This is a genomic window from Bradyrhizobium sp. WD16 (genome assembly GCF_024181725.1).
Taxonomy (GTDB): Bacteria; Pseudomonadota; Alphaproteobacteria; order Rhizobiales; family Xanthobacteraceae; genus Bradyrhizobium_A.
Window position 1 is genome coordinate 5,460,484 of sequence record NZ_CP028908.1, and the last position, 26,825, is coordinate 5,487,308.

Genomic DNA, 26,825 nt, shown 5'->3' on the forward strand with positions numbered 1-26,825 from the left:
TGTCGGTTTGCAAAGTCGGTTACGCCGCGTGATCGACGGGTCCGGCGCCTAAGTCTAAGTCCAGCGCCTCCTTGAACACGACTGGATCGACATTTCCGCCTGATATGACGACCATGATATTTCCTCCCCGAACGAGTTCCGGACTGCGCAGCACGGAGGCCAGCGCGATGACTCCGCCAGGCTCCGTCACCAACCTGAGCTCGTCATAGGCGAAGCGAATCGCCCGCAATACATCCAGGTCCGAAACGGTCAGCACCCGCGACAGGCGCCTGCGGTTGATCGTGAACGGCAGTTCGGCGGGTGTTGGGGCAAGCAGCGCATCGCAGAGGGATCCGGACAACGCCGGATTGACTTCCCTGTTACCGCTCGCAAGCGAACGCCGAGTATCATCGAATCCTTCAGGCTCAACGGCCCAGACCTCGGCCGGCGAGAGCAGGGCTTCGGTGGCAAGGCATGTGCCGGCGGCAAGTCCGCCGCCCCCGCACGGCACAAGAATAGTCGTCACGTCGGCGGCGCCGATCTGAGCGAGAGCTTCGGCGGCCGCGGTCCCCTGCCCCGCGATGATCAAAGGGTCGTCGCCGGGTGGGACCACCGCCACCGGCGATCTCGCCGCGATCTGCGCCGCGATTTCCTCGCGCGATTGCCGGTTGCGATCGTAAAGCACGATCTCCGCGCCGTTCTCCCTCGCCTTCTTGATCTTCACCGCGGGCGCGTCGTTTGGCATCACAATAGTGGCCGGGATGCTCAACATCCTCCCGACCGTTGCGATCGCTTGTCCATGGTTGCCGGTCGAGTAGGCAACGACACCGCCCGGATAGGCCTGGCGATCGAGGCGTGACAGGCAATTGTAGGCTCCTCTGAACTTGAACGCGCCCGTCCTCTGCAGGTTCTCGCACTTGATATGGACAGAAGCGCCGACAAGGCGGTCCAATCGCTCGGAACGCAGAATGGGGGTGTTGACGGCCACGCCTGCGAGCCTGCGGCAAGCATCGAGAACGTCTTCGGGACCAGGGATGGACAAATTGATCATGTCAGTGGGCCAGAATTCGTGAGAGAAAAAGGCGGGCGCGTTCGGAGGTCGGTGCTTCGAAGAAGCGCTTGGTCTCGCTAATCTCGACGATGGAGCCGTTGTCCATGAAGACCATCCGGTCCGCGGCGGCCTTCGCAAAGCCCATTTCGTGCGTCACGACGATCATCGTCATGCCTTCGCGGGCGAGTTCGAGCATGACGGCGAGAACTTCGCCGATCATCTCCGGATCCAGAGCGGATGTCGGCTCGTCAAAGAGCATAGCAACCGGGTCCATGGCCAGCGCCCGCACGATCGCAATCCGCTGCTGTTGGCCGCCGGACAATTGCGCCGGATAGGCATCTTCCTTCTCTGCTAGGCCGACCCGGTTCAGCAGCGCACGAGCCTTGGCTTGCGCCCCCTCTCGCGTCCGCTTGAGGACATGGATCTGCGCCAGGCAGATGTTCTGAAGGACGGTGAGATGCGGATAGAGCTCGAAATGCTGAAAGACCATGCCCACACGCGCCCGCATCTTGGCCGCCTCGCGTCCGCGAAAGCCGAAGCTGACGCCGTCAATCGTCACGCGGCCCTCCTGAAACTCTTCGATGCCGTTGACGCATTTGACGAAGGTGCTCTTGCCGGAGCCGGAAGGGCCACAGACGACGACGACCTCGCCGCGCTGGACGGTCAAATTGCAGTCCTTGAGAGCCTGCAAGGAGCCGAAGCTCTTCGAAAGCCCTTCGACATTGATCATTTCGTTCGTGGTCATCGGCACATCCATAGATGAAGAAACGTCAGTCCGCCGCGCGGCGATCATATCGCCGGGCGAATGCCTTTCAGCCGCACAGCAACGGCGTTCCCGGTCAGACAGATGAGCAGGTAAACCACAGCCGCGAAGGTATACATCTCGACAGGCCGGTTCGTATTGTTCGCCACAATGCTGACCGACGTCATGAAGTCGTGTAGCGAAACGACGTAGACCAGCGCGGTGTCCTGAAACAGGATCACTCCTTGTGTGACCATGAGCGGCATCATCGTCCGCAACGCCTGCGGCAATGCGACGAGCCTGACAGTTTGCAGATAACTGAAGCCCGATGCCTTGGCGGCTTGCCACTGTCCAGCACGCACGCTCTGCAGACCCGCTCGCATGATCTCGGAATAGTATGCACCCTCGAACATCACGAACGCGACCAATACCGAGTAGAGCGCGCCAACAGGTCTGCCCAGCGCCACCGGCACAAGGAAATAGAACCAAAAGATCACCAGGATCAGGGGGACCGCCCGGAACCCGTTCACGTAGAGGGCCGCGAGGCCGGCGGCCAAGCGTAGCCGCGACAACCGAACGACGGCGATGAACAGGCCGAGGATCAGACCGCCCGCCATGGCAACGACGGTGAGCACTACGCTGAGACCCAAACCTTCCAGCAAGAAAGGCAGCGAGCCGATGATCGTCGAGAGATCAAAACCGGACATGGACACCTCCCGAGATCGTACCGGGAAGCGCGGTCCAGTTTTCGACCCGGCGCATCATCAGCGTGACGGCCAGCGCGATAGCCACGTAGATGACCGTTGCGGCCGTGAAGGCCTCGAAGCCCTGATAGGTAATGCTCTGGATCTGCTGGGTTTGAGCAGTGAGTTCGTACACACCTATGGTGAGGGCGATCGACGAATTCTTGAAAATGGTCAGGATCTCGGAGGTCAGGGGCGGAATGATGATCCGCACGGCTTGCGGCAGCAGCACGAAGCGATAGGCCTGCCATGCCGACAGCCCCGTTGCCCTCGCTGCGGCGCGCTGGCCGCGAGGAACGGCGTCGATGCCTGCGCTCACCTGGACGGCGATGCGCGAACCCGTGAACAGGCCGAGCGCGACGATGGCGGTGACGATTTCCGGATGAGGCAGGTCGCGCTTCAACCAGCGCCCAGCACCGCCCGGCAGTATCTCCGGCACGACGAAGAACCACAGAAACATCTGAAGCAGCAGCGGCACGTTCCGAAAGACGCTGACATAGATACCTGTCATCACTCCAGCGACCCGATTATGTGAACTATGAAGAACCCCGACCCCGGTCCCGACGACCAACGCGATCGCCAAGGCTGCGACGGAGATCGTCATCGTCATCGCGAGGCCCCAGACGAGCCACTGCGCGTAGGGATCTTGGACGAGGACGCTCCAATTCCAGGAATAGTTCATCGCGGCGTCCTTCCGTGACGTTCGACTGGCGGCCGCCCGAATGTCATCACTCGGGAATCGCGATGATCTTCAGGACGGTGGCAAGGACCGGCGAGAGCGGAACGTCGATCGGCACGAACCATTTTTCGTAGAGCTTCTGCAGTCGGCCGTCCCGAGCCATGCGGGACAACGTCGCGTTGACGAGCGAAAGGAATACTGTGCTGTTCTTTTGAACCAGCAAGCCGTAGCTGTCATATGACAGCGGCGCGCCGACAACGCTGTAGTCTGATGGAGTGGGGGCCTTGCTGCGTAAGCCGAACAGGAGAATATCGTCGGTCGAAAAGGCATCGACGCGGTCGGTCGATAGCGCCAGGAACCCTTCCGCGTTGTCTTTCACTGCGACGACGCGGACGTTGAGCTTGTCCTTCTCGATGAGAGACTTGATCAAGCGTTCCGGCACGGAATTGATTGGAAGAGCGATGGCTTTGCCGTCCAGATCCTTGAGCTCAACGATGCCGGATTTGCTTTTCACCAGCAGCCGGGTTTGCGAGATGAAGAAAGGATAGGAGAAGTCCACCTGGCTCTGCCGGGCGATCGTGTTGACCGCCGACTCGCAGGAGATGTCCACGGTTCCGTTGGCAACCAGCGGAATCCGGTTCTGCAGGTTGACCGGGACCATCTTGATCTGGAGATCAGTCAGGCCGATCGCCGATTTCACGGTCTGTGCAACTTCGAGACAGATGTCGTTGGAATAGCCCTGAGGCTTGCCCTGGGCGTCGACGTAGGAGAAAGGGATCGACGAGTCACGGTATCCGATCGAAATCGCGCCTCTACTCCGAATGCGATCGATCACGCCATCGCTTGATTGAGCCTCAGCCCAGGACGCTGAGAGCATGCATATTACGAAAGCGCCCAGTACAGCGCGCGGCCGGATATTCATGACGTTCGCCTCCTCTGTTGGTTTGCTTGGCTTCAGCCGATCGCCTCTAGCATTTCGGCTAGGCTGCCGACGGTGAGGTCTGGACGGGCTTCCGCGGCGCCCTCGCCCGACAGCCCCAGAAGGCGCTTCGGTCGGTTGATCCAGACGCATTTCAGCCCGAGCTTGTTGGCGGGCGTAACGTCGGCGCGCAGGCTCTGGCCGACGTGAAGCACGCGAGATCGGGCAATGCCCATGGCATGGATGTCGGCGAGCGCGGTTTCAAAATGCTCCGGACTCGGCTTGTAAGCACCCACTCGCTCGGCCGTGACGACGATGTCGAATCCAACGCTCATCTTTTTGCAGGAGGACGTCAGCGACGCGTTGTCGATGTTCGAAAGAGCACCGATCTTTGCGCGGGCCTGCAACTGCTTCAGCCCGGCGGGAACGTCCGAATATGCCGGCCACTGGTGCGGTGTGGCCGAGAATGCCGCGCGTCGCTCGGGATCGATCGGCACACCGAAGTCACCGGAGATGCGATCGAAGCACCGCCGCAGGACTTCCGGGTAAAGGTGCGCCGGACGCTCCCTCTGGATGACCGCGCGGGCGCGATCGAACGACATGATCAGTTCTTCGCCGGTAGCCGTCACGCCGTGTTCGGACGCCCATCGCGCAAGGAACTCTACGATCGAGGGCTCCCAATCGATGAGAGTGCCGTAGACGTCGAAGGTGACAACGTCGAAATCAGAGAGGCGAAGCATCGAAATCTCACTGGCTAGATCCATTAACGATTAGCGATAATCGCTAACTATGCTCTTGTCAACATTTGGAACGCTGCGGATGTGATTTCCGGCTAAATACGAAAACTATGTGAGAAAATAGTTAGTTATTGATAAGGAGAGGCTTGCAATGTATACACTGACAGTCCGCAGAACAGCCGAATTCCATTGCATGATTATCGCTACTTTTGGTTGGGAGAATGGATCGTGAGCGCCACGGAAGCATCGGACGGACATAGCCGAGCCAACATCCACTCGGCGGCCGCCGTCGTCGTCGACGAACTGCGCGGAGCGATCTTGCACAACCGGCTCAGTGGCGGCGAAAGGCTGCGGCAAGATGCAGTCGCGACCCAATACGGGGTCAGCCAGATGATCGTCCGGGAAGCCTTCAAACAGTTGACGACCGAAGGATTCCTCAAGGCCGAGCCGCGCCGTGGTGTGAGCGTCGCGATTCTCGGCGCTGACGAGGCATGGGAGGTAACGCAGCTACGGGCGCTTTTGGAATGCCAAGCCTTGCGATGGGCGATACCCAATATGTTGCGCGGCGACTTCGTTCAGTGCGCGCGCATTCTGGACGATTTGGATCGTTCAGATACCGTCGATGCGAAGATCTTGCTCAACGCGCGGTTCCACGCAAGCCTCTACGCGCCGGCGCGAAGAGCACGGACGTTGGATTTGATCGACAATCTCAGGATGAACTTCGAGCGATACCTTCGGTACACTTGGGAAGAAACTCATCACCTGGAGCAGTCGCAGGCCGAGCATCGTCAGATCTTGAACTTTTGCGAGCTACGCGATGTGGAGCGAGCTTGCGACGCACTTCGCAAGCATGTCTTGGCGACCGGAGACTTGCTAGTCGATAGTTTGAAGGGCCTGCCTGGCGAAGGGCGGTGACCACGCATCGGGCGCCAACTGCCCAACAGTTTTTGGCATGGATCTTTGAGAGCTAGATCCCCACGCCTCACCGGGGCATGATGATAATGCCGAGTTTCACTAACTGCTTCACGGTCACGGCTTCGCCTTCCCGGCGGAGCGCGATCAGCCGGAGAATGGTCGCGAGCGAGCCAGTCACACTGAAAGGTTAGGTCCGAGATCCACCCCGATCTTGGATTTGCTCACCAGTTTGTAGCCGACCACGAACCGCAGCTTCGCGCCACAAGCAGCCATTCCATCGCTGTTCATTCTGCGAATTGAGCTCTGGCGGCGACTGGCCTCGAGCATTTTTGGAGACGAAAGCCGTAGAGAACCGCCGCTGAGCTTTTCAAATTCGGCTGAGCCCAAGCAGCGAACGGTGACAACGACGCGCGCGATATTCGCAGCCTCCACCACCTCGATAAACGAGACAGAACGCCGCCTTCGTTCGAAGGAGCACAATCGCGCAGATTGGCGTAGTACGCTGCTCTACGCGCGAGTGACCCAATGCACACCAAATTGCGACATCAATCGCCTGCGTACGCCTCAAACCAGATCGGTACTGCATTTGGTACTGCACGCTTCATTTGGCTGTCGCTAAGTGATGATGATACTTCACTTTTCTGGAGAGTCGGTCCAGTCCATCATCGGGGCGACACAGAAGCGAAAGTCTTCAAGATTCAACACTTTAGGATCTGATCTTCAGTCAAATTCGGGATCTTGGAGGCGGCATCAATAGCCGATCGCACGCCGGGTTGGCGATCAGAAAGATGGGGCCAATGCGGCATGCAGCAACCCTCCCCTTGGCATCTCCGGCCGCCGCCGCACGGGGCTGGTTCGAAAGCCTCGCTCAAATCCATCAGGCGTCGCGCTGGCCGCGCGATATTGCCTCAATGCTTCTTCCTTCGCTGGTCCACCACGAGCCAGGATTCGACGATCTCGATCGCGCGGTTCGTATTGCCGCGATGACCATTTGCCTGCCGCTCCGGCACGCGCAACAGACCGACAATCACAGCGGGAGACGCCACAAATTTGCAATGGAGAGAATGCTATCCTTTGCCATCCGATCCACGCGAGCAGAATTACGATGAAATGCCGGCCGCATGGCACTTCATATGTCAGCGCACCACATCGAACGTTCATCCTAATGGCGATCGCAGTAACGCTGTCGTCCACCGTGGATGCCGCTGAATTCACGGTCGTCAACGCCTCGACGGTTGCGCTTCAGCACCTCTATATATCGCCGTGTGGAGCAAGGCATTGGGGGCCCGACCAGCTCACTGAAGCGCTTCCGCCTTCGAGGTTTTTCACGATCTCCAGCATCGAGCCGGGCTGTTACGACGTCGAATTCGTGGTTGCTCCTTGGAACGTCTGCGTGATCGCCGGCGCCGCTCTGCGTCGAAGCGAAGTCTGGAAGGTAACGCAGTGGACCGTGTTCGGCTCCCAGAGCGGCGATTGCTCCCATGTCGCAGGCTACGTTCCAGCAAAGCGACGGCCGTGGGTCCGGCAACCGGCGTCGGCATCGGAAATGACGAGATAGTGACATGGCAAAGGTGCTGGTGACCGGCGGTGCCGGGTTTCTCGGCTCGCACCTCTGCGAGCGCCTCATCGATCAAGGCCACGACGTTCTTTGCGTCGACAACTATTTCACCGGCAGCAGAGCCAACATCGCGCATCTCATCGGCCACGCGCGCTTCGAGATGATGCGACATGACGTAACCTTCCCGCTCTACGTCGAGGTCGACAAGATCTACAATCTGGCCTGCCCTGCCTCGCCCATCCACTACCAGTTCGATCCGGTGCAGACGACCAAGACCAGCGTGCACGGCGCGATCAATATGTTAGGGCTCGCCAAGCGCGTGAAGGCAACGATCCTGCAGGCCTCGACCTCCGAGGTGTACGGCGACCCGGAGATCCATCCGCAGACCGAGGCCTATTGGGGTCGCGTCAATCCCATCGGCCTGCGTTCTTGCTATGATGAAGGTAAGCGCTGCGCCGAGACGTTGTTCTTCGACTATTGGCGCCAGCACAAGCTGCGGGTCAAGGTCGTGCGGATCTTCAACACCTACGGGCCACGCATGCACCCCAACGATGGTCGGGTGGTGTCGAACTTCATCGTCCAGGCACTCAAAGGCGACGACATCACCATCTACGGCGACGGCAATCAGACTCGCAGCTTCTGCTATGTCGACGATCTCATCGAGGCCATGATCCGGGCGATGAACACGCCCGACGATTTCACAGGCCCCGTGAACATCGGCAACCCGCGCGAATTCACCATCCGCGAGCTGGCGGAAGAGGTCATTGCGCTGACCGGGGCACGGAGCAGGTTGGTGTTCCGGCCATTGCCATCCGACGATCCGCGCCAGCGCCAGCCGGATATTTCGCTGGCTCGCGCCGTGCTCGACTGGTCACCGAAAATCGATCTCAAGAGCGGGCTAGAGAAGACGATCGCGTATTTCCGCGGCGAGATGCTGGACGCCGCCGAGTAACACCGACCCCAACCGCGCTCTCGCGGCCACCGCTTCCACAAGGCCGACGTTCCCCCAAAGTCCGATCGAACCGGGGGGAGCATAAATTCACTCAACGACGGCTCACGCAGCCCTGCGGCGCCAGAAAGCATGCAGGGTCAGGTTGACCTTCAAGACGGGATCCGCGACCGCCCGCTCACCGGAGCCGGCCGGCTGCATCGCCAGCGCATCGACAAAGACGTAAGGAGCGCCGCTCTCGAGCCGATACAGCAGCCGCTGCAGGGCGGGAATCGTGGCATTCAACGTGATCTGCAGTCGGATCGCGTCGCTCTTGTCGTCACGATCGGCGGGCGCGACCCCGGATGAGACAAGGACAGCGCGCTGTTCCGTAACGATCTGCGACAGATAGGCCTGAAACTGGGCCGTGGCCAACCCGCTGGTGGGCGCATCCAGAAATGCAAGCGCGGGAGCTGCCGCGGCTCGGGTCTGCTGGCGTCGGTCGGTACCCGAGCCGGTGCGGGCCTCGAGGCTCTTGAGCCGATGGCGTTGCTCAATGAGGTTTCCCACGGCTTCGGCGCGTGCCTGCAATGTGACCACCACGACGAGGACGCAGACGAGCACGAGCGCGCAGAAGCCGCCCACCGCGAATATCTGCTCCCGATCGAGTCTCAGGACGTTCAACCTCTTCAGCATGGTCAACCTCTATCGATCTTCGGATGTGCCTCGACGCGGGCCTCGATGTGAAATATGAAGCGTCGACCGTCGGCGCCGCGGGTGGTCGGAGCGAAAAAATGCACATCCTTGAGGTGTCCCGATTGCTCGAGCGGAGCAATCAGTGCCGGCGCATCGTCGGCCAGGCCGATGATGCGCAACGTCGCGCCATCGAGATTAAAGTCGGTGATATAGGACGTCTCCGGAAGCGAGCGGGACAGCGCCTCGACGACAATGACGGCTACCGGGGCAGTTTCCTTCAACGCCCATGCGCGCTCCGCCGGCGCCAGTGCAGCGACCGATTGCTGGGGGCGCGCCCCCTGAATCTGGTGCTGCAGCGTGGCTATGCGGGCGACGACACTTTCGCTCTCGCTGTCCGCGGAGGCCGCGTCGAAGAAAGCCCACAGGCTCACAACAATGGTCATGCAGGCCATGGCGGCGACGAGACTTCCGATCGCCAGGCGCGCACGCCCAACGCTCTTGTCGGACGCGTCCGCGAGACGGGACCACAGCGTGATGCGAGGAGCCGCATCGGCAAGGTGCTTGCCTGCCACGACGCGATCGACCCGCAAGCCCAGCGCACCGAGGCGGCTGCACGCATCATCAAGCTGGGCGCGCGAGGTGATGAGCACGCGCACGTCGAGGCTGGTCATGTCACCATTCGCCTGCGCATCGAAGCCATAGGCGGCCTGACCGGCACGCCACGGCGACAAGCGCTCGATCTGATTGCGCACGATGCCGGGCAGCAGGTCCCGAGCCTGGGCGGGAACGCTCATACGACGCGAAATGACCTCGTCGGCCGCGAGTTCCAGGATCACGAAACACTTCCGAGCGGCGCTAACGATCTCGATCGGCATCGCGGCACCCGCGGAAACGGTATCCAGACGGATTTTTTGCTGTCCCCGCATCTGCTGAACGATCAATTGATCGCGCTCCTGCACGATCTTCAGCCAATTCCGCGCGCGTCGGCCTTCGCGCCGGCTGAGCAACAGGCGAGCCAGCACCTCGATCCAGCGCATCAATATCTTGTCGACATGCATCAGCGCCCTCCCATCAGTACGGCGTCACCGCGCGAACCAGCGAAGATGTCGGATTCCAGGCGAGAACCCGATAGGGCTGCTTGTCGTCGGTGAGCAAAACAATGAAAGCCTTGGCCGCGGCCGTATATCCGTCCGACGTACTGGCGACGAGATCCACTGCGACGACCTGCCTTTGCTGAACCTTCAGATATTTCTGTGCAGGACCGAGCAGAAAGGCGAGGCGCTCGGGGTCCACCACAGGCGCACTCCGCATGTCGAGGAAGGTGTCCAGCCGGGCCTCTTCGAAAAACGGCAGCGCCCTGAGGACCGCGACCGGCGCGGTGAGCGGATTTACGGTATCGCTCCCGTAGACGGTGACCAGGGGCGCCATCGCTTCGATCCATTCCGGCCGCATTCCGGGAACGCCCGCAAGTTGCCGCACGTCGGTGAACACCGCGAGAGGCGCGGGCGGGTCGGATGTGACAGGCTTCGCCGGCGGCGCCTGCAGCTTCGCTGCATCGTTCGGCCGGGCCCGCTGATCGGAACCGCGCTGCATGACAACCTCCCGGGACACGATCTCGGCATCGTCGTCCTCGGCACCGACATACCGTAACAGCGACGCAAGCAGGTCGACGGGCGCCTTTCCAATGTCGATACGACCGCCCTCGTCGCTCACGCGGACAACGACCGATCCAGTCGACAGCGCCACCGTGGTGCCGCGCTCCGTGAGCGGTGTATCACCGATGGCTCCAGCCATGCTGGCCGCCACCTCGAGCCCCGCGCTCAGCAGCGCGTCAGCCTGAACGCGGTCGCGGTCGATCACCACGATTCCCGCAAGACCGCGAAACGTCGTCGACGTCGCCATGACAAGCGTCGAGCAGAAGGCGATTGCCCATAGCACGGTGAACAGAACCATGCCTCGTCGGGGGTCACTCATCCCCGCCCCTCCGACGGCTCATTCGGCGATCCGCCCCCGGCCGGCGCGATCGGTGCCTTGCCGCCCCTCAGACACGCCGCGGTAGCCCCGAGCTGCGCGCAATCGACCGGAGCGTCGGCACGCAACACGAAATCCGCTCCGGGAACGAGTTCGGCCCCGCTGGCGCGATCCCGGACCATCAGCCGCACCAGGCGCGGCAGCAGCGGTTGTCCGCTCCAGGTATCGCTCCAGGTCACAGTCCCATCCGTGGCGATGCGCCCGAATGCGAAGGTGATATCGACCTGCCCGTCGAGCAGATCGACGGGATCGCGCACGACGGCACTTTCGAACTGCGTCAGTGGCCCGAGCCATGCGGCGCGGCGCCGGATCAGATGGCTCACGCCGTTGATCTGCTCGACCGTCAGACCGACCACCTCCTCGCCCCGCGCTCCAGTCGCGATCCCGCCCGCCGCGACGAATTTGACCTCGGTCGATGCGCCAACGAAGGCGGCTCCGGCGCTGTTCTTGCCGCCGGACTGCACCAGACGGGCCGATCCGAAGTCAGCCGCCAGACGTTCGACCGCGAGCAGCAGATGGTCCGCCTTCCCCACCCGACCGGCGCCACGATCGAAATTGAGCGCGACGTTGTGAATGAGCGCCGCGGTCGCGATGATCACGACAGAGGCGATCGCCAGCGCGGCGAGCACCTCGATCAGGGTGAAACCGGGTGCGCCGCCGCGCGCCCCGGGGCGGGCGGTCGCGATCATTCATCCGCTCCAAGTCGCAGGGACTCGGCGCTGACCATTTGCCCCGGCGCCCACGAGGCTTTCGCGACCAGCCGGAAGGCCGTCCACTGCCGGCGTTTGGCGGCGGCAGTGTCGGCTGGCTCCTTTGCTGGTTCCTTGGACGTCGTCATCGCCTGCGCCGCCTCCCTCTCCCGCGGGAGCATGGCGTCGATGAACATCGGCTCGGCTGATAACGACCAGCGGATGCCACCGGTCTCACCTTCGCGGGGGCCGTTCGCCAAAGCGAAACGATCGAACGGCGCATCAAGGATCGCGCGCAGCAGCACCTGCGCCGCTATGCGGCCGTCGACCTGGTCGGCGATGCGGCGCGCGTGAAACAAATGCGGTCCAATCACCGATACGAATGCCAGGAGCAGCGCCAACGCGACCAGCGCCTCGATCAGGGTGAAGCCCGCCCGGCTGACGCTGTCCTCACGGCAGATCGGTCGCAACGCCGCCGGTGTACCAGTCGACCTTGACCTCATAGCGAGCTCCTTCCCACGAGAATGCGAGCACCGCGCCGGTCGACGCGCCGTCCGGTTCGAATTGGACCACCGCCTTGCGGCCCGACCATAACTCGCCCACACCGACGACATCGAGCACGATGTCGCGCGGAATCACGATGACCGCACCGCCGTCCCCGATCAGCGAGCGGTCCCTCGCATCCAGCGACACCCGCCGGCTGCGTCCGGTCAGGATCGCCGCGAGGCGCTCGCGCCGCAGCAGCGCGGCGGTCTGCAATGTCAGGGCCTTCAACTGCGCCCGGCCGGTGCCGGGAACCGCCGTCACCACCAGCGTGGCGATCATGGCGATGATCATCATCACCGCCATCATCTCGATCAGGGTGGAGCCAGCGCACGGATCGGCGATCTTCGCTCGCGACATCGGCCACCTACATCGCCAGCTCGGTGATGCTCAGCAGGGCGCTCATGATCGACACGACGAGCCCCCCGATCCCGACGCTGACCAGAATGATGGTGACCGGTCCGATCGCACCCATCAGGCGATCGAGGCCGATCGCCAGCCGCTGCTCGTAGAACTCGGCAGCATGCCGCGCGATCGACGACAGATCGCCGGTCTCGTCCCCGACCCTGAGCATGCGCACGGCGAGCACCGGCACCAGATCGCTCTCGGCCAGGGCATCGATGAAACGGCGCCCGTTGCGGACCTGCTCGTGAATCTCGTCGACAACGGCCGCGTAGCGCGGCTCGGTGACGACGTCGCGCAAGATCTTCAGAGCCGTCGGTAGCGCCACGCCATTCTCGACCAGCAGACCAAGCGTGCCGATGAAGCGGGCGGTTCGGCGGTCGCGCATCGGTCCCGCTATCCCCGGCATCGATGCCAGAGCGCCCACCAGTCCCGCCCGGGCGACCGGCTGCCTCAGTATCATCCAGCCGGCGACGATGCCGGCCACGCAGGAGCCGAGAAACAGATCGAGATGGGTGCGCAACCAGGTCGAGGCCGACAGAGCAAACGCCGCACCGGAGTTCAGCCTCCCGCGCAACTCCGTGAAGACCGACTCGAATTGCGGCACCACAAAGAGCAGAAAGAAGAAGAGGATGAGCATGGCCGATCCGACGAGAAACATCGGATACTGGATTGCCGAACTGATCCGCTGCGACAGCTGTTCACGCCGCGTCCTGTCCTCGACAATCGCCCGCAGCACCACTTCGAGTTTTCCCGACGCCTCACCGGCGCGGATCATCGCAATGTAGATCGGCTCGAAAATCGAGGCGTGGCGCTCCATCGCCTCGGCGAAGCCGTCACCGCCGGACACCGCCGCGCGCAGGCCGGCGGCAAAGCGGGCCACCGCCTTGTTGGCGTCGTCCTCCAGCGTCTGCAGCGCCGCCTCGACCGTTAATCCGGACTTCAGCAGCAGCGCCAGCAAACGCAGAAAGGTCGTGAGCTCGCGGGGGCGCGGCAATCCCCCGCCAGACAACGACAGGCCGGCACGCAACGCATTGCCCGCCGCGATTTCCGCCTCGACCGGCAGATGTCCGAGATATTCGATGCGCCGCAGCACGTCCTCGCGCGAGGCCGCCTCGACGTCGCCGAGGATGATTTCGCCTGCCTTGCTCAACGCGCGGTAGCGATAATGCGGCATGGACGCCCTACAGACTCATGGTCAAGCGGAAGATTTCGTCGAGAGTGGTCTGCCCGGCACGCAGTTTCGCGACCCCGTCCTGTGTCATGGTGGTCATGCCCTCGCGCCTGGCGACGGTTTCGAGATCGGTGGCATCCGTCCTGGGGCCGATCGCCCGCCGCAGCGCCGGACCGACCTCCATGATCTCGAAAGCCCCCTTGCGCCCGCGAAATCCGGAGAAACCGCACCATTCACAGCCTTTGGGACGGCAAACGGTCTCACCCGCCTCGATGCCGAGCGCCGCAAAACGCTCGTCGGCGGCGAGATCGGCCGCCGACAAACGATGCGTCTCCTTGCAATGGTCGCACAGAATTCGCACCAGACGCTGGCCCACGATCGCCCGAACGCACGAGGCCAGCAGAAAGCTTTCGACACCCATGTCGACCAGGCGTGTGACGGCCCCAGCTGCGGTATTGGTGTGCAATGTGGTGAGGACGAGATGCCCGGTCAGCGCTGCCTGGACCCCGATACGCGCCGTCTCGGAATCGCGCATCTCCCCGACCATGATGACATCCGGATCCTGCCGCAAGAACGAGCGCAGGGCGGACGCGAAAGTCATCCCGATGCCCGCATGCACCTGAGTCTGATTGATGCCCAGGATCTGATACTCGACCGGATCCTCGATGGTGAGGATCTTGCGGGTCGGCTCGTTGATGACGGCGAGCGATGCCGCGAGCGTCGTGGTCTTGCCCGATCCGGTCGGCCCGGTGACGATGATCATCCCGAACGGCGCCTGCAGCGCCTTGCGCAAGGTCGCTTCGTCCCGCGGGCTAAGGCCGATCTGATCCAGACTGGCGAGACCCGCGCCCTTGCGCAACAGCCTGATGACGGCACTCTCGCCGCTCATGGTCGGCATGGTGGCGACGCGCAGGTCGATCTCAGCGCCGCTGACGACGATGTGCGCGCGCCCGTCCTGCGCCAGCCGCCGCTCGGTGATATTCAGGCTGGCCATGATCTTGAGCCGCGACAGGATGCCTCTGGCCATGCTCATGGGCGGCGCCGGAACGCTCTTCAGCAGGCCATCGATGCGCAGGCGCACCTGCAGCGCGCCGCCATAAGGCTCGATGTGCAGGTCCGTGGCGCGCTGCTCGACCGCGAGCCGCAGCAAATCGTCGAGCGCGCGCACCACCGGCGCACCGCGCGCGAGGTCGCGCAGATTGTCGAGATCGTCCTCGCCGGCCGCCGTCGCCGCCTGCGGCGCGGCACTGGGCTGGTCGACCTCGAGCTTCAGCGTCAGCGCAGCTTCGAGATCCGCGGCGGTCGCAACCGCGAGCGCCACCGGCCCACGCAGCGCGAGCTCGACCGCCCGCAATGTATCCTCATCGATGGGCGCCGCGACCGCGAGCTTCAGGCTCCCCGGAGGATTTTCATAGGGAAACAGCCTCCCCTCCCTCAGGAAGCGGGTCGACATCTCGCCACCGGCGAAGCGGCCTTCCACCAGATCATCGCGCCGGACCCGGCCGCAGCGATAGAACACTGCAAGCTCATCGGCGAGTGCCGAGGGCGCGAGTTTGGTCACCGCACTCCAGTCGGGATGACCGGGTGATCCGTCGGCGTTGCACCCCGCGCGTGCCACGTCCGTGCCCTGGCCATCGCGTAGCGCCCCTTTGGCCGCGAGATGGCTCAGAAAGTCCGCCGGCAGCGGCGGACGTGTCTCACACACATCGTTGACGGTCGCTATGATGTTCATGTGACATCGCCGAGGTGGAGAGGTGCGGCGGGCGTCATGTGCTTTTTCTGTCGTCGCCGGGCCCGTCGCCGCAGGTCGGGTTTATCTGATAGGCAAGGCACTGCGTTTATGATCGTCGTCACCGGGACAAGCCCGGCGGCGCCGATGGCAGCAGCCACCGGATGTGAAGCGAGATGACAATGCCGATCGACGACAATGCCGATGCGATGCGCGAAGTCACGACGCTCGAGGCCTTGCGGCCGGACCGTCGCGTCGTGCTGGCGGGATCTGCGGCCGTCGCGCTGATTTCCGCGGCGACGTTGCCGTGGCCGGATGCGGTCGCGTCGACCGTGCTCGGGGCTTTGATGATCGCTGGCGCCGATGTCGATGCGCGCAGCTTCCTCCTTCCCGATGTTGTGACCGGCGGCGCCGTGGTGTGCGGACTTGCTGTGGCGAGCGCGCTCGATCCGTTCGCCCCCTGGCCCGGTCTTGTCGCGGCCGCCGCTGGCGCCGTTCTCGTTGGCGCTATGCTCTGGCTGGCGCGCTGGACGTATGCACGGCTGCGGCACCGCGAGGGAATCGGGCTCGGCGACGTCAAGCTTGCCGCCGCCATTGGCGCGTGGTTGCCGCTCGACGCCGTGCCGATCTGCTTTGCGATCGCCACCAGCGCGGCCCTCGTCGCAGTGTCTTTGGCACGGCTTCGCGGCCAGTCCGTCGACCGCACCGCTCGGGTGCCGTTCGGAGCTTTTCTCTGCCCTGCTCTCTGGCTCGTCGACTACGCGACGCGATTTTTGCATGGATAGCGGCTGCATTTCGGCATCCTCATTCCGGCGCCCCAGATCTTGGGGCACCACGTCATCTACCGCCGCCAATCGGCCAGCGGCGCGCAGCCGCTCCATCGGCTGGCGGCGGCGTGCGGTGCGCGAGATCCCTGCGATCGAATGGACCCGGCCGACGATAAGCCGCGCCGGAGACATTCATGCCGCGATCAAGACGCACCGCGCAGTGCGCCAGAGCCTGTTTGATTTCGACCTGGACGGTTCGCACACTGATACCGAACCGCTCGGCGACCTGGCGCAGCGGCTCCTCGTCCACGAAGATCGCAATGAGAATTTCTCGGCGGCGGAGCGGCAGTTCGTCGATCACCCGCTTGAGCGCATCGATCTCCGAGCGGGCCTCGATGATCCTGTCCGGACCGGGACTGTCGTCGGGCAGATCGAAAAGTGCGTCGGTCTCCGACACGGTGAGACGGCGGCGCTCCGCGACGCGCCGATTGCTGGCGACGCTCATCGCCACCCTGAACAGATAAGCGTGCAGGTCTCTCACCGGCCCGATGACCGTCGCGCTGTTCAAGCGCAAGAATGTGTCCTGCAACACTTCGTCGGCGACGTCCGCAGACCCCGCACGCCGCGTCAAACGTTGCTTGAGATCGTCGTAACTTGCGACGAGAAGCGTGAGCAACGCCGTTCGATTGGTGTCGCTCATCGCAGGGACCCCATCCCCAGCTTGCGGCGTTGCGCCGCCACAATTCGGCCCTGCCGTTTCTAGCTTGGGTTGATGACACGACAATGAAGTCGTTGCGCGTGCATGATCGACGATGTACGCCGTCAGTGCTACGAAAAGGCGTTCGATATCCAGTACATAGGCGCGTCGCGCCTTTGCAAACGGTGCCAGTGCGACTCCCGCTGTTGCAAGTCCCGCTCTTGCAATTCTCGCATTCGACGCAAGATTTCGTCCGCGTTTGATCCGTGCCATGCGCGAGCGCGTGCATGTCATGCAGTCTCGGCGATGGCCGCACAATCATCCGGGGCCGGCGCATGTTCGATCCCGCGCAGCGCAGCCGGATTGATCTGATCGACGGCGAGCGCGCGACGGAAGCTCGCCTCGGCGTCCGCCGGACGCTCGAGCACGAGATAGAGATCGCCCAGCGCGCGATGCGCCGTCACACACTGCGGATCGAGCGCGAGCGCATGCTGCAGACTGATTTCCGCGCCTTGCAAATTGCCGCGCGCCGCGCAGGCGCGACCCAGGGCCTCGTAGAATTCCGACGATTGCCGCTGGTTGATCTTCGTCGCCGCCAGGAAATGAATCATGGCGCCGTCGAGATCGCCGAACTCGCACAGGGCAAGAGCGTACTTCGCATGCACAGCATCGTCGGTCGGCGCAAGCTCGACCGCCCTTTGATACTGGGCGAGCGCCTGCTCGTTTTTCTGCGCGTCGCGCAGTGCATCGGCCAGCGCTATCCGCGCCGGTGCGAGATCGGGTGCCAGCACGACGGCGGTCTGCAGCAGCGCGAGTGCGCACGGACCATAGCCCAGGCCGAGCTCCAGCGCGCCGAGATTGCACAGCGTATTGACGTGCCCGGGGTCGAGGGAAAGAACGTGCTCGAAAAGCGCCTTCGAGCGATCGAAGTGTCCCAGGCGATGATGCCGGGACGCCTCGACGAACAGCGCGTCGCAGATTACCGGATCGCTCCCGCGCGTTGGCGTCGACGTCTTTGAGGCGGTCGCCATGAGCGGGTCCGCCATCCCGGTTGCCGGCGACGGCACGCCGGCCCCGGCAAACGACGTCAACTCGGCCTGCAGCCGACTGACCACGTCGGCCCAATCGCCGAGCTTGTGCTGCCTGAACAACCGCGCCTGCGGATACCAGGGGCTATCCTCGCGCCCCCCCTGCCAGCGCCAGTCGGCGCTCCTGGCGAGCAGGATCCAGACCGGCTTGCCGATCGCGCCGGCAAGATGCGCGATCGCGCTGTCGATCGAGATCACGAGATCGAGATTGGCGACGATCGCCGCCGTGTCGGCGAACGAGCCGCTGTCGATATCTGCATTGGGATCGACGATGCGATCGTCGAGCTCCATCAACGGCTCCCGTCCTGGGCCGACCTGCAGGCTGACGAAGCTCACCCCCGGGCAATCGAGCAAGGACCGCAGGCAATCGAGCGGGATGGAGCGGCGCCAGTCGTGGGGATGCGCCGGATTGCCCTGCCACGCCAGGCCGACGGACATCCCGGGCTGCGCGCCAAGGCGCTCGCGCCATTGCGCGACCAGGTCGGGATCGGGCGTGATGTAGGGCACTGCCGCTGGAACCGTGCCGGCCTGCGTGCCGAAAATCAGCGGCAGCGACATCAGAGGCACATGCACATCGAACGGCACGTCGGACGCGGACGCCGCCGACTCCGGATGGACGACGTCATCGACGCCGGCGACCGTCCGCATGAGCGGCAGCAGCGCCTTGTGCGCGCGCAGGATCACCCGGCCGCCGCGCGCCTTGACCATCGGCGCGTAGCGCACGAACTGCAGCGCGTCGCCGTAGCCCTGCTCGGATTGCAGCAGGATGGTCTTGCCGGCGAGATCCTCACCTTGCCAGCGCGGCCGGTCGGTCGGCAACAGGTACCTGTTCACCTCCGGGTCCTCGAGCCGCCATTCGTAGTCCGGCCACGCCGCTCGCCAGTCGCCGCGTGCGAACAGGCAGGCGAACAGCATCGAGTGCAAATCCGCATGCTCGGGATGCCGCGCCAGCGCCTCGCGGAGCAGCGCGATCGCCTCGTCGTGCCGACCGCTGTCATTGAGCAGCGCGGCGAAATCCACCACGGGTTCGATCCATTCGGGCGCGCGGGCCAGCAGGTCGCGGTACGCATCATCGGCAAATTCGATGAGGTCGAGTTTGGTCAGCGCCTGGGCCAGGCCGAACAGCGCCGCCACATTGTCCGGCTGCAGCGTCAGCGCCGAGGCGTAGGCGGCCAGCGCCTGCGGATGCTGGCGGTGTTTGAGCAGGAGGACACCGAGATTTGCGTGAGCCTCGCCATCGGTGGGATCGAGCCGGATCGCCTCTTCGAGGAATTCCAGTGCCCGCTCCTCCTCGCCACGTTGCAGCGCGATCACGCCCCGGATGTGCAGCACCCGCGGCCGCACCGCGGGCTCGGAATCCACGGTCTCGAACAGCACATCCGCGCTGTCGAGCTGGCCGCCGCGATACAGCGCGAGGCCGCGATTGATCACGGCCTGGACGAATTCCATCCGCCGCTCGGCCGACGCCTGCTTCAGCATCGCGGGCCCCGCCGACGCCAGCGCCTCTCCACTCGCTGCCTTCGACATGTGCACGGTCCCTTCTTCTTCAGCGATATCCGGTTTTCTCTGTCATGGCCGGGCATATCCCGTTTCCGATCACGGACGCAGCGCCTTCCGACCCGGGGTCACCGGGACAAGCCCGGCGACGACGACGGGAGAAGCGATGAACTACGCCGCCGAGCGCGCACTGCGCGCCCCGCACCATTCGGTCCACAGCCGCATCAGCTCGCGCGAGAGATTGTCGGCGAAGCGCGGCGCGTCGCACAGCGGCGAGGCCGCGACTCGTGCGCGCAGACCGCGGCGCAGGTCAGCGAGCTCGTCGCGCCGGCGCGTCCACTCGACCGCCATGGCGACGTAGTCGTCGACGCTCGCCGTGCAGAAGCCATCGAGCCCCGCGGCGATCAGATGCGTCGCCGCGTGACGGCCGGCGAAGGTGTCGCCGACGAAGGTCACGGTCGGCACGCCCATCCACATCGCCTCGAGCGTGGTGACGCCTGCCGAGTAGGGAAATGGATCGAGCGCCAGGTCGACCTCGCCATAGGCCTGCAGCAGCTTCGTCTGTTCGGTTTCGCCGACCAGCTCGACGCGCTCGCGCGGCACGCCGCCGCGCGCGAGCACGCCGTAGACGGCGTCGCGGGTGCTGGCCTCGCCGAGACCGCCATAGACCATCAGGACGCGCGAGTCCGGCACCTCATCGAGAATCCGCGCCCAGGCCTTGCCGACCTCGGTGTTGAGCTTCGCGGGCCGGTTGAAGCATCCGAAGGTGAAGCGGCCGCCGGTCGCGCTCGGCAGCGGCGGCACGTCCGGCGCATCGGCGGGCGGGTGATAGCAGACATAGCAATCCGGCAGCCGGATCGGCCGCTCCAGATACGTATGGTCATGCTCCGGTGGAATTTCCACCGGATCGGCGATCAGGCCGTCATACGTATCGAGCCCCACCGTGCCGACATAGCCGGCCCAGCCGAGCTGGATCGGCGCCGCGCGCGTGGCGAACAGCGAGAGGCGGTTGCCGGTGGTGTGGCCGGCGAGATCGAACAGGACATCGATGCGATCATCGGTGATCCGCCGCGCCAGCGCCCCATCATCGATCCCCGACACGTCGCGCCAGTCGGCCGCGATTGCCTTGTAGCGATCGCTGAAATCGTCGTTCAGCCGCTTGTTGTCGGTGTTGTAGCAGACGATCTCGTAGCCGAGCGCTGCAAGCGCTTCGAAGGCGCGCAGGGTGAGGAACGCCACCGCGTGCCGATGCAGGTCCGCCGATACCAGGCCGAGCCGCGGCTTGCGCGCGACGTCCGGCGTGTTCGGGAACGCGAGCCGATCCGCCGGCGCGCCCGGCCGATACAGCAGTCCCCACCGCTTGTGCTCGCGCAGCAGCTCCTCGCGCGTGACGCCGGGCTTGTGCTGGAGCGCGAACAACAGCGTGCCCGCGACCGCGGCATTGGCGGGATCGAGCTCGCCGGCGCGCCGATAGGCAGCGACCGCGTCCTCGACGCGGCCCTGCCCGAGGAATCCGAAGCCGCGCCCGACATGATGCTCGGCCTGCAGCGGATCGAGCGCGAGCGCGCGATCGATATAGCCGAGCCCGCGCTCGAACTGGCGATGATTGATCAGGAAGTGGCCGTAGAGATATTGCGGCAATGCGACGTTCGGCGCGCTTTCGGCGGCGAGCTCGAACAGCCGCGCCGCCTGCTGGTTGCGCTCCGCAGCGCCGAAATTCATGCCGAGCTCGAGGATCGCCTTGTAGTTCTGGCTGTCGATGGTGGAGGCGGCGCGGAGATCGTCGACGGCCTTGTCGAACTGGCCATCCATCACATGGGCAAGGCCGCGGGTGCGATAGGCCTCCGCATAGCCGGCGTCCAGCGCCAGCGCCCTGTCGAGCGCCGCGAGCGCCTCGCTGCGGCGGCTCTCGGTCAACAGCGCGAGGCCGAGACTGTATTGCGCGAGCGGCATGTTGGGCAGCAGGCGCAGACCCTCCTGAAGGTAGGGAATGCCGTCGCGGGCGCGGCCGACGCGCGCGAGACACGTGCCGATCTCGGCCAGCGCCGGCGCATGGGTCGGCGTCACCCTGACTTCCGCCATGAACGCCTCGCGCGCCTCCTCGAAACGATCGAACCGGCACAGCGCGACGCCTTTGCAGTAATTGAAGGCCGGCTGGTCCGGCGCGAGCCGCGCCGCTTCGCCGAATGCGCGCAGCGCCTGGCGCCAGCGATCCTGCCGCGCGTGCGCGATGCCCTGCTGATGCAAGTCCCGCGCACGTTTCAAATCGGCCGACGGGCGCTCGCCTCCGTTCGCGGGCACAAGATCATGACCTGCAGAGGCCTTGGCGGATGATGGCGGCACCTGTCGCGCCATGATTGCATGGCCGCCATGCTCCGCGCGTATCGCGAGTCGCCCGCCCGAATTGTCTTTCATGTGGGAGGCTCCGTTTGAAACGAAATCCCGCGTTGGTCGTGCCGTCGGACCGCATCAGACTTGCGGCGATTGATAAATCATCACTGATCGTACTGCCAAGATTTTTTTCAGATCACACTCGAAAATATTCTCTGCGCGATGCCGATTGTTCAGTTGTCTATTAGACGTGAGCCAATCACCGGCGACGGCGACATCCCTTCGACACACGAACTACTTGTACTCTTCTTGAATCCACCTCACTGGATTCCGGACGAATGACAATAATACGTTCGCTTATCTTGCAATTCCTTGGCGAACTCGTGACGTCGGGATGACGGCGAAGCAACGCCGCTGATACAACCCCACAGGACCAGCGCAATGAGAATGCAATCGTCTACCAGAGACCTGCTCGGCACCGCTTCGGTGCTTGCACTGACAGCCGCGGCCTTCCTTGCATCGTCGGGCGCGCCCGCGAGCGCGGCAGCCAACAAGGGCATCTACGTCGGCGGCAGCACGCTCGCCTCGGAAGCCTTCCGCCAGATCTTCAACTGCTATACGGGCGCCACCGTCGGCGGCGACGGCTTCAGCTTCTCGTCCAGCTTCAATGCCGCGACGCCGACCCCGGGCTTGTTGCCGTCCACCTGCACGGTGGCGTCGACGGTGCAGGGCATGTATGCCGGCGTCGGCTCCGGCAACGGCTTCCGTGGCTTCATCAGCAACAATCCGGCGCAGTGGTACGGCGGCACGGTAACGCCTGTGACCACGATCGCTCCGCCGTTCCCCGCCAGCCAGCCGCCATACATCGACAGCGCCAATTCGACCAATTTCGGCAGCTATCCCTATCCGCGCGTCGACATCGGCCTGTCGGACTCGCCGCTGGCCGCAACCCTCGCGGCCCTCACCACGACGTCGATCAGCTTCACGCCGACGAACAACTGGACGGCGACCTCCGCGGTCACCGCGAGCGGTAGCTCCGTGGTCACCTACAGCACCGGCACCTACGGCAACCCGATCCAGATCCCGGCGTTCGAAGTCAACGTCGCGATCCCGATCAACGTCCAGAGCACCTCGCTCCAGATCAACTCGCAGATCAAGTCCGGCGGCAACATCGTGGGTGGCGGCGCCATCCAGCTCACCGAAGGCCAGATGTGCGCGATCTTCTCGGGCCTGGTGACCGACTGGAACAGCACCGCCACCATCCCCTACCTCGACAGCACCGGCGCGCAAAAGACCGCGAACTTCTACTATGCGAACGTCGGCAACGGCATCAGCGCGGCCCAGCCCTACGCGAACGCCTCCCTGCCGATCCGGGTGGTGTTCCGCACGGACGGCAGCGGCACCAGCTTCATCCTGACCAACTACCTGAAGGCCGTCTGTCCGCTGCTCGATCCCAACGACACCTACAAGTACAAGTCGATCTTCAGCACCGGAACCAAGACGCTCCCCAGCAACGGCTTCGCCGACCTCGTCACCAACATCCAGGCCGCCCGCGGCAACGGGCCCTGGACACCGGCCACGACCGTTGCGGGCGCCTGGGTCGGCGCAAGCGGCAGCGGCGGCGTTCAAGCCGCTGTCGGCATCACCTCCACGCAGGCGGGCCGCATCGGCTACGTCAGCGCCGACTTCACCAAACCCTACGCCATCGCCGCAGTTGCGCCGGATGCAGCCTCCCTGCAGAACGAGCAGTTGCGCATCGCCGGCACCGCCATCCCGAACACGTCCACAAGCCTGACGTTCGTTGCGCCGACGCCGGCTGCCGCCGACGCCGCGTGGAGCGACACCAGGCTGCAGGCGCCGGCCACCACCTGGACCTGGGCCGACTACAACATCTACAACAACACCTTCACCGGCACGGTGACCCAGGGCGGCGTGAACGTGTCTGGTCTGTCGGTGTTGCCGCTCACCAACGTGGCGGCCGCCTATCCGCTCAGCGGCACCACCTTCCTCGCCCTCTATAGCTGCTACAGCGTGCAGACCGACACAGCGCGTGTGACCAATCTCAAGAACTTCCTGAACTGGTACATCAAGGGGGCCGATTCGACCGACCCCAATTACGATGCGAAGGTCTCGCAAGTGATCCAGAACAACGGCTTCCACCACATCCCGGTCAGCTACAAGACAAACATTGTCGCCCAGTACCTGGCGATCGCCGCTAACGGCCTCATCTCCGCTGCGCCCGCATCGGGCACCGGCACCAAGGGATGCGCAAGCGTCACCGGTGGCGCCCTCTAGGCCCTCGCCGCCGCGACAAACGCAATCTCGATTGCGTCGGGACGAGGCGACATTGAACGCGTGACCCGGCCGGGCGCCTCGATCGAGGCGCCCGGCTTCTTTTTGTGCGGGTGTTTTCCAGGAAACGCTTCGCCACCCACCGCCGTCACCGGGCTTGTCATCGCAAGTCGCGATCTATCCCACTTGCGACATTCAAGAAGGTCGCAACTCGGCTCCGCCGAGTTGCTATCGACCTCGATCAGGGAGACACCGCGCCCTACGTGCTGCAAAAAATAACGCGAAAGCCGCTGCGCTTCGCGCCCACTCGAATTGTCTAAGACATGTGAGTCACTGCACCGGCGTCATCATTGATACGGCGCACGGGGCCGTTCGGCCCTGCGCGTCTTGCCGCCGCCCGTCCCGGACTTCCCCGAAGGTCTTTTTCATCGCCTCCAATTCATCGCATCGAACAAGATCTTTTCGGTCCCGGGCCCATGGACGGGCCGCGCGACGCCGCATCACATCGTGAAACAGGGAAGTATCAACATGAAGACGAAATCCTTTGCCGGACGCCTGCTGGGCACGACCTCGCTGGTCGTGCTGTCGGCCGTCGCCGTGATCGGAAGTCAGAAGCCGGCCGCGGCGCAGATCTCGACCGGACTGTATGGCGGCGGCAGCACGCTGTCGTCGCTGGCGCTGCGGCAGATCTTCGACTGCTATGCCGGCACCACGCTCGCCAATGACGGCCAGACGTTCTCGCCGAGCTTCTCGACGGGAACGCCGAGTCCGAACCTGCTGCCGACGAGCTGCACGATGTTCTCCACCACGGTCGAGGGGCTGTTCGCCGCCGTCGGGTCCGGCAACGGCCAGCGCGCCTACATCGCCGACGATGCGCGGCAGCTGTTCCGCGGCAGCCCGGCCACGGCGCCGGCGATCGTGCGCAAGCCCTCGGCCAAGCCGCCGTACCGCGACATCGCCAACGCCAATTTCTCGAGCTATCCGTATCCGCGGCTCGATTTCGCCACCAGCGACGCACCGCTGGCGAGCCCCGTCGCCGGCCTGACCACGATCTCGTTCGGCAGCTTCGTGCCGTCGACCAACTGGCAGACCTCGCAGCTGATCGCCGCGAAAACCAGCGCGACGGCGAGCTTCAGCACCGCGGCCGTCGGCGCACCGATCCAGATCCCGGTGATGGAAGTCCCGATCGCCATCGCGGTGAACACCGCGAACTCGGTCGGCGGCGTGACCTGGACCAACCAGTCGGCGCTGTCGCCGAACACCCAAGCCGGCGGCGCGATCCAGCTCTCCGCGGCGCAGCTCTGCGCGATCTTCTCGGCCACGGTGACCGACTGGCACGACACCTCGAGCCTGATCCCCTATCTCGATGCGAACGGCGTGCAGCAGTTCCAGCACTTCTATGACGACAACACCAACGGCACCCTGACCCCGGTCGCCTATACCAGCGGCCGCCTGCCGATCAAGGTGGTCTACCGCGCCGACGACGCCGGTGCGAGCTACATCCTCACCAACTATCTCGCCAACGTCTGCCCGCTGCTCGACCCCACCGGCACCTCCAAGTACAAGCAGATCTTCACCGGCGTCGGCATCACCCGCGGCGGCGGCGTCGCGACGACGGCCAACCTGCCGTCCAGCATGTTCTCCAACCTGCTCGACAACATCAAGGCGGTGAAGGGCGCCGCCGATCATGAGCACCATGATCCGTACGACGTCGACGACGACGAGGACCGGCCCGATCCCCGCTGGATCGGCGCGGAAGGCAGCAACCAGCAAGCGCTCAAGATCGGAACGGGCGCCCTCCTCGCCGGCCGGATCGGCTATCTCAGCGCCGATTTCATTCAGCCCTACGCGACGACCGTGACCGAGGAAATCGGCGGTGCCACATTCTCCGCCCCGGCCCCGCTGTCAGCCAGCATCCAGAACGAGGCGCTGCGCCTCCTCGGTGTCCATCATCCGGGCCAGACCGGCTTCGACGGCGTGGCGCATAACTTCGCCGCGCCGACGCCGGGCAACGCCGCACAGGCCTTCCAGGGGCTCTCGGCCCCGGCGCTGACCAGCGGCTACGATGCCTGGAACATCTATGCGCAGCTCTATCCCGCCGGAACCATGGTGGGCGGCGTGGCCTATGACGGCCTGTCTGTCATCGGCCTTCCGCTCCAGTCGGAGGTCGACTACCCGCTCACTGGCGCGAGCTTCATCAACGTCTACAGCTGCTACAGCGATGCCGCCGGCACGCGGGTGCCCGCCCTGAAGAACTGGCTGGCCTGGCTGTTCGGCGGATCGCTCGCCGCATTGCCGCCCTACAATCCGGCGACCTCGAATGCCAGCTCCCCCGGCTACGATCCGAACGTCGCCCGGGTGATCCGCAACAATGGCTTCCACGAGCTCGACGGCGCCTGGGCCAGCAACGTGCTGCGCGCCTATCTGAAACCGAGCACGGTGGGCGGCCTGCCGAGCGCGATCGCGGCCTCCGGCACGTCGGGCGCGCAGACCGACGGCTGCCAGGGCGTCACCGGCGGCGCGTTGTAACGCGAGCGGAGATCGCGATCCGGTCAAGCCGGATCATGACCTGAGAACGACAACAGACGGCAGCGGCCGGCCCTCGATCGAGGCCCGGCCGTTTTTTTTTCATCGATGG

At 64.3% G+C, this 26,825-nt stretch carries 23 protein-coding genes; 5 read left to right on the plus strand and 18 right to left on the minus strand.

Annotated features, from left to right (window positions below; translation table 11 throughout):
• Positions 1–19: 19 nt before the first annotated feature.
• Genes DB459_RS25280 through DB459_RS25305 form a run of 6 tightly spaced genes read right to left on the minus strand, consistent with a single transcriptional unit; the run spans position 20 to position 4,853 of the window.
• Positions 20–1,030: a threonine/serine dehydratase gene (locus DB459_RS25280; RefSeq protein WP_253709487.1), complete on the minus strand. Its 1,011-nt coding sequence runs from the start codon at positions 1,028–1,030 to the stop codon at positions 20–22.
• A 1-nt stretch (position 1,031) separates the two neighbouring features.
• A complete protein-coding gene (locus tag DB459_RS25285; protein ID WP_253713699.1) occupies positions 1,032–1,760 on the minus strand; it encodes an amino acid ABC transporter ATP-binding protein in 729 nt (242 codons plus the stop codon).
• Positions 1,761–1,819: 59 nt separating this feature from the next.
• Positions 1,820–2,479, minus strand: a complete 660-nt coding sequence (locus tag DB459_RS25290) for an amino acid ABC transporter permease (RefSeq protein ID WP_253709489.1) — start codon at positions 2,477–2,479, stop codon at positions 1,820–1,822.
• Complete coding sequence (locus DB459_RS25295; RefSeq protein WP_253709491.1) at positions 2,466–3,197, minus strand: amino acid ABC transporter permease; 732 nt, start codon at positions 3,195–3,197, stop codon at positions 2,466–2,468. The genes DB459_RS25290 and DB459_RS25295 overlap by 14 nt, the downstream gene beginning before the upstream one ends.
• Before the next feature lie 46 nt (positions 3,198–3,243).
• Positions 3,244–4,116 (minus strand): amino acid ABC transporter substrate-binding protein, encoded by an 873-nt coding sequence (locus DB459_RS25300; RefSeq protein WP_253709493.1) that lies wholly within the window; start codon positions 4,114–4,116, stop codon positions 3,244–3,246.
• 32 nt (positions 4,117–4,148) lie between these two features.
• Positions 4,149–4,853: an HAD-IA family hydrolase gene (locus DB459_RS25305; protein WP_253709495.1), complete on the minus strand. Its 705-nt coding sequence runs from the start codon at positions 4,851–4,853 to the stop codon at positions 4,149–4,151.
• A gap of 225 nt (positions 4,854–5,078) precedes the next feature.
• Between DB459_RS25305 and DB459_RS25310 the strand changes: the two genes are divergently transcribed.
• Positions 5,079–5,765 (plus strand): GntR family transcriptional regulator, encoded by a 687-nt coding sequence (locus tag DB459_RS25310; protein WP_253709497.1) that lies wholly within the window; start codon positions 5,079–5,081, stop codon positions 5,763–5,765.
• A 908-nt stretch (positions 5,766–6,673) separates the two neighbouring features.
• Here DB459_RS25310 and DB459_RS27435 read toward each other — a convergent pair.
• Positions 6,674–6,796, minus strand: a complete 123-nt coding sequence (locus tag DB459_RS27435) for a hypothetical protein (RefSeq protein WP_256519233.1) — start codon at positions 6,794–6,796, stop codon at positions 6,674–6,676.
• Positions 6,797–7,327: 531 nt separating this feature from the next.
• Here DB459_RS27435 and DB459_RS25320 point away from each other — a divergent pair.
• Complete coding sequence (locus DB459_RS25320; RefSeq protein ID WP_253709500.1) at positions 7,328–8,275, plus strand: UDP-glucuronic acid decarboxylase family protein; 948 nt, start codon at positions 7,328–7,330, stop codon at positions 8,273–8,275.
• 102 nt (positions 8,276–8,377) lie between these two features.
• Here the strand turns inward: DB459_RS25320 and gspM are convergent, their stop codons facing one another.
• Genes gspM through DB459_RS25360 form a run of 8 tightly spaced genes read right to left on the minus strand, consistent with a single transcriptional unit; the run spans position 8,378 to position 15,518 of the window.
• Entirely contained in the window at positions 8,378–8,947 is a 570-nt protein-coding gene (gspM, locus tag DB459_RS25325; RefSeq protein WP_253709503.1) for a type II secretion system protein GspM, read from the minus strand.
• 2 nt (positions 8,948–8,949) lie between these two features.
• Positions 8,950–10,005 (minus strand): PilN domain-containing protein, encoded by a 1,056-nt coding sequence (locus DB459_RS25330; RefSeq protein WP_253709506.1) that lies wholly within the window; start codon positions 10,003–10,005, stop codon positions 8,950–8,952.
• Between the two features lie 13 nt (positions 10,006–10,018).
• Positions 10,019–10,900 (minus strand): type II secretion system protein GspK, encoded by an 882-nt coding sequence (locus tag DB459_RS25335; RefSeq protein ID WP_253709509.1) that lies wholly within the window; start codon positions 10,898–10,900, stop codon positions 10,019–10,021.
• A gap of 17 nt (positions 10,901–10,917) precedes the next feature.
• Positions 10,918–11,667, minus strand: a complete 750-nt coding sequence (locus DB459_RS25340; protein ID WP_253709511.1) for a type II secretion system protein J — start codon at positions 11,665–11,667, stop codon at positions 10,918–10,920.
• Positions 11,664–12,137, minus strand: a complete 474-nt coding sequence (locus DB459_RS25345) for a prepilin-type N-terminal cleavage/methylation domain-containing protein (RefSeq protein ID WP_253709514.1) — start codon at positions 12,135–12,137, stop codon at positions 11,664–11,666. Before DB459_RS25345 ends, DB459_RS25340 begins: the two co-directional genes overlap by 4 nt.
• Complete coding sequence (locus DB459_RS25350) at positions 12,118–12,570, minus strand: general secretion pathway protein GspH (protein ID WP_253709517.1); 453 nt, start codon at positions 12,568–12,570, stop codon at positions 12,118–12,120. The genes DB459_RS25345 and DB459_RS25350 overlap by 20 nt, the downstream gene beginning before the upstream one ends.
• A 7-nt stretch (positions 12,571–12,577) precedes the next feature.
• Positions 12,578–13,789: a type II secretion system F family protein gene (locus tag DB459_RS25355; RefSeq protein WP_253709519.1), complete on the minus strand. Its 1,212-nt coding sequence runs from the start codon at positions 13,787–13,789 to the stop codon at positions 12,578–12,580.
• A 7-nt stretch (positions 13,790–13,796) separates the two neighbouring features.
• On the minus strand, positions 13,797–15,518 hold the full coding sequence (locus DB459_RS25360) for a GspE/PulE family protein (RefSeq protein WP_253709522.1): 1,722 nt from the start codon (positions 15,516–15,518) through the stop codon (positions 13,797–13,799).
• A 173-nt stretch (positions 15,519–15,691) separates the two neighbouring features.
• On the opposite strand from DB459_RS25360, the gene DB459_RS25365 reads away from it, so the two are divergent.
• Positions 15,692–16,300, plus strand: a complete 609-nt coding sequence (locus DB459_RS25365; RefSeq protein ID WP_253709525.1) for an A24 family peptidase — start codon at positions 15,692–15,694, stop codon at positions 16,298–16,300.
• A gap of 52 nt (positions 16,301–16,352) precedes the next feature.
• Here DB459_RS25365 and DB459_RS25370 read toward each other — a convergent pair whose 3' ends face one another.
• From DB459_RS25370 to DB459_RS25380, 3 genes are all read right to left on the minus strand, one after another.
• The gene (locus DB459_RS25370; RefSeq protein WP_253709528.1) at positions 16,353–17,252 is read right to left on the minus strand and encodes an RNA polymerase sigma factor; all 900 of its coding nucleotides are present in this window, start codon (positions 17,250–17,252) and stop codon (positions 16,353–16,355) included.
• Between the two features lie 17 nt (positions 17,253–17,269).
• Complete coding sequence (locus DB459_RS25375) at positions 17,270–19,594, minus strand: tetratricopeptide repeat protein (RefSeq protein WP_371926821.1); 2,325 nt, start codon at positions 19,592–19,594, stop codon at positions 17,270–17,272.
• A gap of 141 nt (positions 19,595–19,735) precedes the next feature.
• Positions 19,736–21,919 (minus strand): tetratricopeptide repeat protein, encoded by a 2,184-nt coding sequence (locus DB459_RS25380; RefSeq protein WP_371927009.1) that lies wholly within the window; start codon positions 21,917–21,919, stop codon positions 19,736–19,738.
• A 417-nt stretch (positions 21,920–22,336) separates the two neighbouring features.
• Between DB459_RS25380 and DB459_RS25385 the strand changes: the two genes are divergently transcribed.
• Both DB459_RS25385 and DB459_RS25390 read left to right on the plus strand, forming a co-directional pair.
• The gene (locus DB459_RS25385) at positions 22,337–24,190 is read left to right on the plus strand and encodes a substrate-binding domain-containing protein (protein ID WP_253709533.1); all 1,854 of its coding nucleotides are present in this window, start codon (positions 22,337–22,339) and stop codon (positions 24,188–24,190) included.
• A gap of 525 nt (positions 24,191–24,715) precedes the next feature.
• Positions 24,716–26,716, plus strand: a complete 2,001-nt coding sequence (locus tag DB459_RS25390; RefSeq protein WP_253709535.1) for a substrate-binding domain-containing protein — start codon at positions 24,716–24,718, stop codon at positions 26,714–26,716.
• Positions 26,717–26,825: the final 109 nt, after the last annotated feature.

Excerpts from the sequence above, each read along its gene's own strand:
- DB459_RS25280 (WP_253709487.1), bottom strand. The coding sequence starts at position 1,030 with ATGATCAATTTGTCCATCCCTGGTCCCGAAGACGTTCTCGATGCTTGC.
- DB459_RS25285 (WP_253713699.1), bottom strand. The coding sequence starts at position 1,760 with ATGATCAATGTCGAAGGGCTTTCGAAGAGCTTCGGCTCCTTGCAGGCT.
- DB459_RS25290 (WP_253709489.1), bottom strand. The coding sequence starts at position 2,479 with ATGTCCGGTTTTGATCTCTCGACGATCATCGGCTCGCTGCCTTTCTTG.
- DB459_RS25295 (WP_253709491.1), bottom strand. The coding sequence starts at position 3,197 with ATGAACTATTCCTGGAATTGGAGCGTCCTCGTCCAAGATCCCTACGCG.
- DB459_RS25300 (WP_253709493.1), bottom strand. The coding sequence starts at position 4,116 with ATGAATATCCGGCCGCGCGCTGTACTGGGCGCTTTCGTAATATGCATG.
- DB459_RS25305 (WP_253709495.1), bottom strand. The coding sequence starts at position 4,853 with ATGCTTCGCCTCTCTGATTTCGACGTTGTCACCTTCGACGTCTACGGC.
- DB459_RS25320 (WP_253709500.1), top strand. The coding sequence starts at position 7,328 with ATGGCAAAGGTGCTGGTGACCGGCGGTGCCGGGTTTCTCGGCTCGCAC.
- gspM (WP_253709503.1), bottom strand. The coding sequence starts at position 8,947 with ATGCTGAAGAGGTTGAACGTCCTGAGACTCGATCGGGAGCAGATATTC.
- DB459_RS25330 (WP_253709506.1), bottom strand. The coding sequence starts at position 10,005 with ATGCATGTCGACAAGATATTGATGCGCTGGATCGAGGTGCTGGCTCGC.
- DB459_RS25335 (WP_253709509.1), bottom strand. The coding sequence starts at position 10,900 with ATGGTTCTGTTCACCGTGCTATGGGCAATCGCCTTCTGCTCGACGCTT.
- DB459_RS25340 (WP_253709511.1), bottom strand. The coding sequence starts at position 11,667 with ATGATCGCGACCGCCCGCCCCGGGGCGCGCGGCGGCGCACCCGGTTTC.
- DB459_RS25350 (WP_253709517.1), bottom strand. The coding sequence starts at position 12,570 with ATGTCGCGAGCGAAGATCGCCGATCCGTGCGCTGGCTCCACCCTGATC.
- DB459_RS25355 (WP_253709519.1), bottom strand. The coding sequence starts at position 13,789 with ATGCCGCATTATCGCTACCGCGCGTTGAGCAAGGCAGGCGAAATCATC.
- DB459_RS25360 (WP_253709522.1), bottom strand. The coding sequence starts at position 15,518 with ATGAACATCATAGCGACCGTCAACGATGTGTGTGAGACACGTCCGCCG.
- DB459_RS25365 (WP_253709525.1), top strand. The coding sequence starts at position 15,692 with ATGACAATGCCGATCGACGACAATGCCGATGCGATGCGCGAAGTCACG.
- DB459_RS25370 (WP_253709528.1), bottom strand. The coding sequence starts at position 17,252 with ATGGCACGGATCAAACGCGGACGAAATCTTGCGTCGAATGCGAGAATT.
- DB459_RS25375 (WP_371926821.1), bottom strand. The coding sequence starts at position 19,594 with ATGTCGAAGGCAGCGAGTGGAGAGGCGCTGGCGTCGGCGGGGCCCGCG.
- DB459_RS25380 (WP_371927009.1), bottom strand. The coding sequence starts at position 21,919 with ATGGCGCGACAGGTGCCGCCATCATCCGCCAAGGCCTCTGCAGGTCAT.
- DB459_RS25385 (WP_253709533.1), top strand. The coding sequence starts at position 22,337 with ATGAGAATGCAATCGTCTACCAGAGACCTGCTCGGCACCGCTTCGGTG.
- DB459_RS25390 (WP_253709535.1), top strand. The coding sequence starts at position 24,716 with ATGAAGACGAAATCCTTTGCCGGACGCCTGCTGGGCACGACCTCGCTG.